Annotated in this window: 11 protein-coding genes; 4 read left to right on the forward strand and 7 right to left on the reverse strand. The window is 74.1% G+C overall.

Going from position 1 to position 11,456, the window contains the following annotated elements; all coding sequences use genetic code 11:
* Positions 1-185: 185 nt before the first annotated feature.
* The 5 genes from QSK52_RS21860 to QSK52_RS21880 form a co-directional block, all read right to left on the reverse strand.
* Positions 186-1,148 (reverse strand): ACP S-malonyltransferase, encoded by a 963-nt coding sequence (locus tag QSK52_RS21860; protein WP_285737817.1) that lies wholly within the window; start codon positions 1,146-1,148, stop codon positions 186-188.
* Positions 1,149-1,203: 55 nt separating this feature from the next.
* On the reverse strand, positions 1,204-2,094 hold the full coding sequence (locus QSK52_RS21865; protein ID WP_285737818.1) for a proline iminopeptidase-family hydrolase: 891 nt from the start codon (positions 2,092-2,094) through the stop codon (positions 1,204-1,206).
* 212 nt (positions 2,095-2,306) lie between these two features.
* Complete coding sequence (locus QSK52_RS21870; RefSeq protein ID WP_285737819.1) at positions 2,307-2,969, reverse strand: response regulator; 663 nt, start codon at positions 2,967-2,969, stop codon at positions 2,307-2,309.
* Positions 2,942-4,189, reverse strand: a complete 1,248-nt coding sequence (locus tag QSK52_RS21875) for a sensor histidine kinase (RefSeq protein WP_285737820.1) — start codon at positions 4,187-4,189, stop codon at positions 2,942-2,944. Before QSK52_RS21875 ends, QSK52_RS21870 begins: the two co-directional genes overlap by 28 nt.
* Before the next feature lie 278 nt (positions 4,190-4,467).
* On the reverse strand, positions 4,468-4,686 hold the full coding sequence (locus tag QSK52_RS21880; protein ID WP_435053316.1) for a phosphopantetheine-binding protein: 219 nt from the start codon (positions 4,684-4,686) through the stop codon (positions 4,468-4,470).
* Between the two features lie 105 nt (positions 4,687-4,791).
* Between QSK52_RS21880 and QSK52_RS21885 the strand changes: the two genes are divergently transcribed.
* On the forward strand, positions 4,792-6,339 hold the full coding sequence (locus QSK52_RS21885; RefSeq protein ID WP_285737821.1) for an AMP-binding protein: 1,548 nt from the start codon (positions 4,792-4,794) through the stop codon (positions 6,337-6,339).
* 118 nt (positions 6,340-6,457) lie between these two features.
* On the opposite strand, the gene QSK52_RS21890 is transcribed toward QSK52_RS21885, so the two are convergent.
* The gene (locus QSK52_RS21890) at positions 6,458-7,822 is read right to left on the reverse strand and encodes an ABC transporter permease (RefSeq protein ID WP_285737822.1); all 1,365 of its coding nucleotides are present in this window, start codon (positions 7,820-7,822) and stop codon (positions 6,458-6,460) included.
* 3 nt (positions 7,823-7,825) lie between these two features.
* Entirely contained in the window at positions 7,826-8,617 is a 792-nt protein-coding gene (locus QSK52_RS21895) for an ABC transporter ATP-binding protein (protein ID WP_285737823.1), read from the reverse strand.
* Between the two features lie 225 nt (positions 8,618-8,842).
* Between QSK52_RS21895 and QSK52_RS21900 the strand changes: the two genes are divergently transcribed.
* From QSK52_RS21900 to QSK52_RS21910, 3 genes are read left to right on the forward strand one after another with little or no spacing between them, the layout of a single operon-like run.
* Positions 8,843-9,637 carry a thioesterase II family protein gene (locus tag QSK52_RS21900; RefSeq protein ID WP_285737824.1) on the forward strand — a complete coding sequence of 265 codons (795 nt, stop codon included), beginning with the start codon at positions 8,843-8,845 and terminating at the stop codon, positions 9,635-9,637.
* 37 nt (positions 9,638-9,674) lie between these two features.
* Positions 9,675-10,547 carry a metallophosphoesterase family protein gene (locus QSK52_RS21905; RefSeq protein WP_285737825.1) on the forward strand — a complete coding sequence of 291 codons (873 nt, stop codon included), beginning with the start codon at positions 9,675-9,677 and terminating at the stop codon, positions 10,545-10,547.
* The gene (locus QSK52_RS21910) at positions 10,544-11,194 is read left to right on the forward strand and encodes a 4'-phosphopantetheinyl transferase family protein (protein WP_285737826.1); all 651 of its coding nucleotides are present in this window, start codon (positions 10,544-10,546) and stop codon (positions 11,192-11,194) included. Before QSK52_RS21905 ends, QSK52_RS21910 begins: the two co-directional genes overlap by 4 nt.
* The last annotated feature ends 262 nt before the right edge of the window (positions 11,195-11,456 follow it).

Below are 11,456 nucleotides of genomic sequence, written 5' to 3' on the forward strand. Positions count from 1 at the left end.
TCACACCCCTTAAGGTCCCCTAGCCCGGGGCCGGAGACCGCCCCGACGTGCTGCTGAGGGGTCGGGCGGGGGCGGGGTGGGGCCCGCCGTGCGAGGGCCGTGCGGGTCGTGCGGGGGCGGGTCGGGATCTGCCGTGCGGGACCGTGCGGGACCGTGCGGGTCGTGCGGGGCGGGTCGGCCGGGGTTCAGGCCACCGCGCCGCGGCGGCGCGGCTGCAGGGCGAGCCGCGGCGTGGCGGCCAGCACCTCGAAGTTGGCGGTGGTGCGGGCGACCCGGCCGAACAGGCTGTCCGGGCCCGCCATGCACACCGTGCCCACGCCCCGCTCCAGCAGGGTGTCGACCACGTCGGTCCACCGCATCGGCCGCACGAAGCTGTCCAGCAGCATGGTGCGCACCTGCTCGCCGGTGTGCAGGACCGCGCCGTCCTGGTCGGCGACCACCGGCAGCCGCGGGTCGGCGAACTCCAGCTTGCCGATCACCTCGTCCTCGGCCCGGCGGCGCAGCGCCCCGAACGCGGCCGAGTGCATGGGCGGTCGCATCGTGTACAGCGAGAAGCCGCCCAGCGCACGCAGCCGCTCCAGCAGCCAGTCCAGGTTGCGCTCACGCAGCGACACCATGAAGAAGTTGTCGTCGATGTAGCAGGAGATCTCGTGCCACTCGCCGCGGGCGGTGAGCTCGGCCAGCACCTCGTCCAGCTGCTCGCGCGGGGTGCGGGTGAAGGAGTGCGTCACCACGTCCTGGAACTCGGTGGCGAAGAACTCGTCCTGCAGGGCGGCCAGTTCGGCCGTCATCCAGACCGCGTCCTCGACCTCCAGGGCGCCGCAGTACGCGGCGAGCGTCTTCTCGCCGAAGCTCGGCCCCGCGCACAGGTCGGCCCGCACGCCGAGCTCCTGCTCCGCCCACTGCGCCAGCGCCAGGCAGTTCACCAGGAAGCCGACCTGCGCGGCGGTGCTGTAGTCGGAGTCGTCCCGGCGCATGCTCTCCAGCAGCGGGTGGCCGAGCCGCCTGCCCGCCGCGGCCGCCAGGCGGCGGGCGAACGGGTTGACGGCCATGAACCGGCCGACGTCGGCGAACTTGCTGGGGGCCATGCCGGGGAAGACCATCGCCTGCCCCGTCCGCGCCCCGCCCGTGGTCCCGGTGGTGCTCATCGTTTCCCCCTGTTCGTGCCGGTCGGTCGTTCGGCCGGCGGCCGGTCGTGCCGGGTCATGCGAGGCCCTTGAGGAACTCGAGCAGGACCGCCAGGAAGCGCTCGGGCTCCTCCAGGTTCGGCACGTGGCTCGACTCCTCGAAGACCTCCCAGCGCACGTCGGGGATCAGCTCGGAGTACGGCTGCACGGTCACCGGCGTGGCCTCGTCGTACCGGCCGGTGACCAGGAGCGTCGGGACGTCGACGTCGGGCAGGCAGTCCACCACCGACCAGTCCCTGAGCGTCCCGGTGACGTGGAACTCGCTCGGGCCGTTCATCACCGAGTAGACCGTGGTGTCCTCGGACATCTCCAGGAACGAGGCCCGGTAGTCGCGCGGCCACGGCACCACCCGGCACACGTGCCGGTCGTAGAAGACCCGCACCGCCTTGTAGTACTCGTGGGAGGCGGTGGTGCCGGCCTCCTCGTGGCGGCGCAGCGTCTCGTCCACCCCCGGCGGCAGCGCGGCCCGCAGCACCGCCATCTCCTGCCGCCACAGCGGGTAGGACGCCGGGGAGTCGGCGATCACCAGGCCGCGCAGGCCCGGCGGCTGCCGCGACGCGTGCCGGGCGCCCAGCAGGCCGCCCCAGGAGTGGCCGAACAGCACGTAGTCCTCGTCCGCGCCCAGCGAGCGCAGCAGGTTGTCCAGCTCCGCCTCGAACAGCTCGGGCACCCAGAAGTCCGCGCCCTTCTCCGGCAGGTGGGTGGAGCCGCCGTTGCCGAGCTGGTCGTAGTGCAGCACCGGCCAGCCGGAGCGGGCCAGTTCGGCCAGGTTCGCCAGGTAGTGGTGGGTGCTGCCGGGGCCGCCGTGCGCCACCACGACGACCGGACGCCCGGCGCCGGGCGTGCCCGTCATCCGGTACCAGGTCCGGTGCTCCCCGAAGGGGACCGTGCCCTCGGCGACGTCCATCCCGAATCACCTCACTGCCAGTCAGCGGCCCGTCCGCCCCCCATGTCTAGCCCCGCCCCCCGCCCCGGAACCAGCCCCTTAGGGGGCCCCACCGGCCCTCCGGGACCCGCACCCGCCCCGCGGCCGAACCCCCCTACGGGGGCCGGGGCGGGGCGCCCGGACGCGCGAAGGCCCCTCCGGCGCGGGGGCGGAGGGGCCTTCGGGGGAGGGGCTCAGGAGGAGGACGGGTCGGTGTCGTTGAGGTAGGCCAGGACGGCCAGGACGCGGCGGTTGTCGTCGTCGTGGGGGAGGAGGTCGAGCTTGTTGAAGATGTTGTTGATGTGCTTGCAGACGGCCTTCTCGGTGATGGTCAGGCGGCCGCCGATGCCCGCGTTGGTCCGTCCTTCGGCCATCAGGCCGAGGACCTCCTGTTCGCGCGGGGTGAGGTTCTGCAGCGCCTTGTTCTGGGAGTGGCGGGACAGCAGCTGGTTGACCACCACCGGGTCCAGCACGGTGCCGCCCGCGGCGACGGTGCGCACCGCGTCGACGAACCGGGTCACGTCCGAGACCCGGTCCTTGAGCAGGTAGCCGAGGCCGCCGCCGCTGGCCGCCAGCAGTTCCTTCGCGTACAGCTGCTCGACGTGCTGGGAGAGCACCAGCACCGGCAGGTCCGGGGTGTGGCGGCGGGCGTCGAGGGCCGCGCGCAGGCCCTCGTCGGTGTGGGTCGGGGGGAGCCGGACGTCGACCACCGCGACGTCCGGCTTGTGCACGGCCAGCGCCTGCACCAGGGACGGGCCGTTGTCGACCGCCTCGACCACCTCCAGGCCGTAGGCGGTCAGGAGCCGGATCAACCCGTCCCGCAGCAGGGTCAGGTCCTCGGCGATGACAACGCGCATGGCAGCTCCATGGTGATGATGGTCGGTCCCCCGGCGGGGCTCGTGACGACGAGCACTCCGTCGAAGGCTGCCAGGCGACGCTCCACCCCCGCCAGTCCGCCGCCGGGCGAGGCCGAGGCGCCGCCCATGCCGTCGTCGCCGACGATGGCGACCAGCCGGCCGTCCTCGTGGCCCAGCTGCACCCAGGCGCGGCCCGCGCCGCTGTGCTTGGCGGCGTTGGTGAGCGCCTCGGCGACCGCGAAGTACATCGCGGACTCCACCGGCGCCTCGGGGCGGCCCGGCAGTTCGATCCGCACGTCGACCGGGAACGGCATGGTCAGCGCCAGCGCCCGCACCGCCCCGTCCAGGCCGCGTTCGGCCAGCACCGGCGGGTGGATGCCGCGCACCAGGTCGCGCAGGTCGGACAGGGCCTGGCCGCTGTGCTCGCGGGCCTCCATCATCAGCTGGGTGGCGGCCTCCGGGTCGTGTTTGATCAGCTGTTCGGCCAGGCCGATGTTCATGCCCAGGGCGACCAGCCGGGCCTGCGCGCCGTCGTGCAGGTCGCGCTCGATCCGGCGCAGCTCGGCCGCCGAGGCGTCCACCACCTGGGTCCGGGAGTCGGTCAACGAGTCGACGCGGGCGGTCAGTTGGCCGCGGCCGGGGGAGAGCAGCGCCGCGCAGAACAGCGCGTGCGCCTTGACGAACAGCGGGGCCCCGAACACCGCGACGGCCAGGCACAGCGCGCCCAGCGGGATGTTCAGGGTCCAGTACAGGTGGTGGGCGCTGGTGAGGGCCACCAGGAACGGCGCCACCAGCAGGCCGCCCAGCCCGTTGACCAGCAGCGCCGCGGGCAGCACCCCGAGCAGCGCGCCGACCGGCACGTTGACCAGCAGCCACAGTAGGTCGCGCCAGGTCGCCGGGTCCTTCAGCAGCTCCCGGCAGAGCTCGACCCGGCCGATCAGACCCGGCGCGGTGCGCGGCAGCGGCCGGTACGGGGAGGCGATCGGCACCCCGGACCACTCGCGGGCCCAGCGCCGCTCGGTGTCGGCGAACGCCCGCGCGCCCTTCAGCAGCGTCGGCGCGGCCAGCACGCCCAGGCCCAGCGGGAGGAGGACGATCGACAGCAGCGAGCCGACCAGCAGCGGCACCCCCGCGAACTGCGAGGCCAGCGCCTGCACCAGCCCGCGGCCGCAGGCCGTCAGCATCCGGGCGACCCGGCGCCCGGCCCGGGAGCCGCTCATGACTGCCCCGCCGGGGCCTGGACGGCGGGTCGTCCGCCGGCCGTGCGTACTCGGGTCACCGTGGTCTCCTCGTGCTCGTGCCTGTCCACGGAGCCCAGTCTTCCGGCCCCGGCGGCCGCTTGTCAGGGGAGTAAACACCCCAGTCGGGCACCGGCCCCCCACCCCCCGCGGGCCGCCGTCCGCCGGGCCGCCCCGTGCTCTGGGGTGCCCCTAAGGGGCTGGCCCGGCCACCGGCGAGTCGCTAGACATGGGGGCGGAGGGTCGGTGCGGGGCGGGGGCTAGGCCTCCGCCCGGATCCGGGACAGGGTCTTCCAGAGCGTCTCGGGCGTCTCGAACGTCGCCAGTGACAGGGCCTCGTCCTGGAACCTGACCTCGTAGGCGTCCTCCAGCACGGAAAGCAGGTCGACCGTCGCCAGCGAGTCGAGGCCGAAATCCCGCAACGGGGCGTCGGCGACGAGTTCCTCGTCGGCGGGCAGGTACGGCAGAAAACGGCGCACGGATTCTTCGAATCTCTCATCCCACATGCCGGCGACCTTACCGACGGCGCCAGTTCGGGTCGATGAGTACGAACCCCTATTTCATTCCCGGCCACCGGAGGCGACATGGAATTCCCCACCGAGAACACCCTCCCGCTGCGGTTCCTGCGCGGCCTGGCCGCCTCCCCGGACGGCGTGGCGGTGCGCCACGGCGACACCGTGCTGACCTACCGGCAGCTGCACGAGCGGGCCCTGCTGTGGGCCGGCGCCCTGGTCGCCGAACGGGCCCGCACCGTCGGCGTGCTGGCCCGCAAGGGCCCCGAGGCGTACACCGCGATCCTGGCCGCGCTGTTCGCCGGGGCCGCCGTGGTGCCGCTGCGCCCGGACTTCCCGGCCGCCCGGCTGGCGCAGATGGCGGACGCGGCGGGCGTGCAGGTGCTGGTCGCCGACCGGGAGGCGGTGCCCGCGCTGGCGGAGGTCCGCGGCGGCCGGGCGGTGCTGCTGGTCGGCCCGGAGGGCGCCGTGCAGGCCGACGAACTGCCGTACGCCACGCTGAAGACCGACCCGGCGGCGGCGCTGGCCGCGCCCCGGCCGACCGCCCCGGACGACCTGGCGTACGTGCTGTTCACCTCGGGTTCGACCGGCCGCCCCAAAGGCGTCCGGCTCACCCACGGCGCATTCGCGCATTACTTCTCGCTGCTGGACGCGCGCTACGACTTCGGCCCCGCCGACGTGTTCTCCCAGGTATTCGACCTGAACTTCGACTGCTCGGTGTTCGACCTGTTCTGCGCCTGGGGCGCGGGCGCCGAATTCCTCACCCTGCCGCCGCAGGCGTTCCGGGCGCTGCCGGAGTTCCTGGCCGAGCACGGCGTGACCGTCTGGTTCTCCACCCCGAGCGCGATCGCCCTGGTGCGCCGCACCGGCGGCCTGGCCCCGGGCGCGCTGCCCGGGCTGCGCTGGAGCTTCTTCGCCGGGGAGGCGCTGACCTGCCGGGACGTCGAGGACTGGCGGGCGGCCGCGCCCGCGGCCACCGTCGAGAACCTGTACGGCCCGACCGAGCTGACCGTCACCATCGCCGCCTACCGCTGGTCCGACACCGGGACGCCCGCGGTCGCGGTCAACGGCGTGGTGCCGATCGGCGCCGTCCACGCCGGGCACCAGGTGCTGCTGCTCGACCCGGACGGGCAGCCCGCCGAGGAGGTCGGCGAACTCTGCATCGCCGGACCGCAGTTGACCCCCGGCTACCTGGACCCGGGCGACGGTGCGGGCCGCTTCCTGGAGCGCGACGGGCTGACCTACTACCGCACCGGCGACCGGGCCCGCCGGATCGGCCCGGACGGCACCGACCTGGCGTACCTGGGGCGGCTGGACTCGCAGATCCAGGTGCAGGGCTGGCGGATCGAGCCCGCCGAGGTCGAGCACGCGCTGCGCGCCCTCGGGGTGCGCGACGCGGTGGTGGTCGGCGCCCCGACCCCGGCCGGGACGGTGCTGGTGGCGTACTACACCGGGGAGGCGGTGCCCGCGGTCGACCTGGTGCGCGGGCTGCGCGAACTCGTCCCGGCCGGGGCGATCCCGCGGCGCTTCCTGCCGGTCGAGGAGTTCCCGCTGTCGCCCAACCGGAAGGTCGACCGGGGCGCGCTCACCGCCCGGGCCGCCGAGCTCCAGGGCCTGTGACGCGGTGCCCGCGGCACGACGGGGAGGGGCCCCGGGAAGCGTGTGGCTTCCCGGGGCCCCTCCCCGTCCCGCGTCCGCCGCGCCCGCGGGCTGCTGCTCGGCCCACGGACGCCGGGGGTCAGATCGCGGCGGCCAGCGCCTCCAGCGGGCGCTCGCGCAGCGTCTTGCGGGTGGCGCCGATGTTCGCCGCGAAGGTCAGCACCACCACGATCGCGACCACCACCAGGTAGATCTGCGGGCCCGCGTCCGGGATCGCCTCGTCCGACAGGGCCAGGCTGAACGGGATGATCGAGGCCAGCGCCGCGACGGTGCCCGCGACCAGGCCGGTGACCACCGTGATCACGCTCTCGAAGGTGACCGTGCGGACGACCTGCCCGGGGGTGGAGCCGATCAGCCGCTGCTGGCCGAACTCGCGGCGGCGGTAGACCGTCGCGGTGACCGCCAGGTTGATCAGCACGATCGCCGCGAAGACCGCGATGGTGGAGACGATCACGAAGTTCAGGGTCTCGACGTTCTTGTCGTCCTGGGAGCGCACCAGCCGGCCCGAGGAGACCGCGTCGTTCTGGATGACCTGCATGTACAGCGACCCGGCGGCCATCCCGACGAACAGGATGATCGGCATCAGGACGCCCGCCATCCGGCCCGAGCGCTGCCGGATGTTGGCCTGGGCCAGGTAGGCGGGGGTGCCGCCGAAGCCGCGGACCACGCCGCCGACCAGCGCGCTGGCGATCCGCAGCAGGATCGGCGAGAGCAGCGCCAGGCCGATCGAGACGTGGATGCAGGCCTCGCCCGCGATCGACATGGTCAGGTAGCCGCGGTCCTTGAGCACGGTCGGGACCAGCACGCCCGCGTCGGTGCCCAGCAGCAGGAAGAAGATGCCGAAGCCGATCCGCTTCTTGGTCATCTTGGTGGTGCCCGCCGCGCTGGTGACCAGCGCCTCGCGGGTGCTGACGGTGGAGGCCCGGCGGCCGGTGACGTACGCGGCGATCGCCGCGGCCAGGAAGGTCACGCCCAGGCCCATGCTCAGCGCCATCAGGCCGAACTCGTAGTCGGTGCCCTTGGCGACCTGGTGGTTGGAGACCAGGGTCTCCACCACCGCGTTGCCCGCCAGGTAGCCGACCGGCACCGCCAGGACGGCGGCCAGCAGGGTGACCACCGCGGTCTCGCCGATGATCATGCGGGTGATCTGGCCCGGGACCGCGCCCGCCGACTTCAGCAGCGCGATCTCGTTGCTGCGCTGGCGCACCGTCAGGTTGAGGGTGGCCGCGATGCCGAAGGCCACGATCAGCACGCCCCAGCCGTCCACCACGTAGCACATGGTGGTCAGGGTCTTCTTGTCCTGGGCGGAGACGCCGTCGGCCGTGCCGGTGTCGAACAGCGAGGAGAAGGCCATCAGGATGGTGGCGCCGAGGAACACGTTCAGGAAGGTCGCGGCGAAGCTGCCCTTGCGCAGTCGCAGCGAGCTGAGGGCGAGGCGGAACATGGATCAGGACTCCGATCGGGCGTGGCGGCGGGCGACTTCCTCACCCAGGCGGGCCATCTCCTCGGCGACGGTGGCCGGGTTGGGGCGGGCCATCTCGTCGACGATCTGACCGTCGACCAGGAAGAGCACCAGGTCGGCGTGCGAGGCGGCGATCGGGTCGTGGGTCACCATGATCACGGTCTGCCCGAACTCGCGCACCGCCTGGTCGAACAGGTCGAGCACCTCGGCGGCCCGGTGGGTGTCGAGCGCACCGGTCGGCTCGTCCGCGAAGATGATCTTCGGGTTGGAGACCAGCGCCCGGGCGATCGCCACCCGCTGCTGCTCGCCGCCGGACAGCTGCGCCGGGTGGTGGTCCAGCCGGTGCAGCAGGTCCACCCGCTCCACCACGGCCTCCAGCCGCTGCCGGTCCACCCGCTTGCCCTCCAACCGGGACGGCAGGGTGATGTTCTGCCGGACCGTCAGCGAGGGCAGCAGGTTGAACTGCTGGAAGACGAAACCGATCCGGCCGCGGCGGAACCTGGTCAGCTCGGTCTCGTTGCCGAAGGTCATCTGCTGCCCGGCGATGTACACCTCGCCGCTGCTCGGCTGGTCGAGCCCCGACGCGCAGTGCAGCAGGGTGCTCTTGCCCGAGCCCGACGGGCCCATGATCGCGGTGAAGGTACCGGGAGCCAGTGAGAGGTTCACGCTCTTCAGTGCGGTGACCGGAACGCCGGTCGTGCCGTAGACCTTGCTGACCGAGGCCAGTCGGAGTACGTCCCCCGCCACCGGACGGCCGTGGGCGCCTGCTCGGTTCATCATTCCTCATCTCGTCGGGCGCAGTTCCTGCTGCTCACGAGCATTCCGCGCGGCGCCCGCCGCGTCAGGGGTGGAAACTCCCCGACCCGGGTAGGGAAAACACCCCCCTGCCCCGCCCGCCCCGCCCCGACCCGCCCCAGCAGGGCCGACGCCCCCGCACCCCGGCCCCCGCACCCGCCGATAGGGGTTGAAGCCCCCGGATGAGACTGCCACATTCGAGGCACTATGACGACGACCGTACCGACCCAGAACGGGGCCCGAGAACTGGGCGCCTGGATCCGCCGCTTCCGGCCGGCCGAGGACGCCGCCGTCCGGCTCGTCTGCCTCCCGCACGCCGGCGGGGCCGCGACCTACTACTTCCCGGTGGCCAAGGCCCTGGCCCCCGAACTCGACGTGCTCGCCGTGCAGTACCCCGGCCGCCAGGACCGGCGCACCGAACCCGTCATCGAGGACGTGCGCGTCCTCGCCGACCGGATCACCGCCGAGCTGCTCCCCTGGACCGACCGGCCGCTGGCGCTGTTCGGCCACAGCATGGGCGCCCTGGTCGGCTACGAGGTCGCCCGCCGCCTGGAGGCCGCGGGCACCGCCCCGCTCGGCCTGTTCGCCTCCGGCCGGCGCGCCCCGTCCACCGTCCGCGAGGAGGGCGTCCACCGGCGCGACGACCAGGGCATCGTCAGCGCCCTGCGGGAGCTCAGCGGCACCGGCGACGAGGTGCTCGACGACGCCGACCTGCTCGGCATGGTCCTCACCGCGGTGCGCGGCGACTACAAGGCCGTCGAGACCTACCGGGACGACGCCGGACCGGTGCTGAACTGCCCCGTCGAGGTGCTCACCGGCGACAGCGACGCCATGACCAGCCCCGAGGAGAACCGGGCCTGGGAGCGTCACACCACCGGCGAGTGCCGGGTCACCGAGTTCCCCGGCGGGCACTTCTACCTGGTCGACCAGGCGCCCGCCGTGCTCGCCACGGTCCGGGAGCGGACCCGCGCCTGGGCCGCGGCCGCACCGCAGCGCCCCTGATGGGCCGTCAGCACCCGGCGGTCCGCGGGGGAGCGCGGTGACCGGCCACCTCGCGGACGGCCACCCGCGGATCTGGGCGGTCAGCGACCTGCACGTCGCCCACCCCGCCAACCGCGCCGTCGTCGACCGGCTGCGGCCCGCCCACCCCGGCGACTGGCTGCTCGTCGCCGGTGACGTCGGCGAACTGTACGCCGACGTCACCGCCGCCCTCGACCTGCTGGCCGCCCGCTTCGCCAAGGTGGTCTGGACCCCGGGCAACCACGAACTGTGGACCCACCCGCACGACCCGGTCACCCTGCGCGGCGAGCACCGCTACCACCGCCTCGTCGAGCACTGCCGCAGCCGCGGCATCGCCACCCCGGAGGACCCGTACCCGGTCTGGACCGGGCCCGGCGGACCCGTCGTGGTCGCCCCGCTGTTCGTGCTCTACGACTACACCTTCCGGCCCCCCGGCACCCGCACCGCCGCCGAGGCGCTGGCCGTCGCCGAGGCCGCCGGGATCGTCTGCACCGACCAGTTCCTGCTGCACCCCGACCCGTACCCCAGCCGCGAGGACTGGTGCCGGGCCCGGGTCGCCCGCACCGAGGAACGGCTCGCCGCGCTGCCCGCGGACCTGCCGACCGTGCTGGTCAACCACTACCCGCTGGTGCGCGAGCCCACCGAGGTGCTGCGGCACCCCGAGTTCGCCCAGTGGTGCGGCACCGAGGCCACCGCCGACTGGCACCGGCGCCACCGGGCCGTCGACGCCGTCTACGGCCACCTGCACATCCCGCGCCGCACCGTGTACGACGGCGTGCGCTTCACCGAGGTCTCGCTCGGCTACCCGCGCGAGCGCAGCCACCGCCCGCCCGCCGAACCGCTGCAGCAGATCGTGCCCGCACCGGTGCCCACCTGGGGAGGACGACTGTGATCGAGCGCATCCTGCCGGCCGCCGCGGTCGCCGTGCACACCGGCGACGACGCCGACGACGGCTACCCGCAGGAGGCCGCCCTGGTCGCCCGGGCCGTCCCCAAGCGGCAGCGCGAGTTCGCCGCCGCCCGCTGGTGCGCCCGCCGCGCGCTGGCCGGGATCGGCCACCCCGCCGGGCCGATCCTGACCGGCCCGCACAACGAACCGCTCTGGCCGGACGGCGTCGTCGGCAGCCTCACCCACTGCGAGGGCTACCGCGCCGCCGCGGTCGCCCGGGCCGGGGAGATCGCCTCGCTCGGGATCGACGCCGAACCCCACCTCGCCCTCCCCGAGGGCGTGCTGGAGGCCGTCACCCGGCCCGAGGAGCTGCCCGCCCTCGCCGAACTGCGGGCCGCGCACCCCGCCGTGCACTGGGGCAAGGTGCTGTTCAGCGCCAAGGAGTCCGTCTACAAGGCCTGGTTCCCGCTCCAGCGGCGGAAGTTGGGCTTCCAGGACGCGGCCCTGCGGTTCGACCCGCAGGAGCGCGCCTTCCGCGTCGCCCCGTCCCCGGTCCGGCCGGTGGACGGCGGCGAGCTGCTGACCAGGATGCGCGGCCGCTTCCTGGTCGACGGCCCACTGGTCGTCACCTCCGTCGTCGTCGAGGACTGAGGACCCCGGCCCCTGCCCGGTCCCCCGCGCGGCGGGGGAGCGGAGCAGGGGTGCGCAGGGGTGGCCGGGACAGGGGTGGCCCGAGGGCCCGGCGGGACGACCGCCGGGGGCCGGGGCGCACCCCCGTGAGGACGCGAATCGTCGCAGGCGGGGCCGGATGCCGCCGCCGCGCGACACCCCCGCACGGCACCGCGAGGGCGCCCGCTCAGGGGCCCGGCCCGGGGTCGGCTAGGGGTAGGGAGACGCCTTTCGGCGCTCCTAC

The sequence above is a fragment of the Kitasatospora phosalacinea genome (assembly GCF_030268885.1).
In the GTDB taxonomy this organism is placed as follows: Bacteria; Actinomycetota; Actinomycetes; order Streptomycetales; family Streptomycetaceae; genus Kitasatospora; species Kitasatospora phosalacinea_C.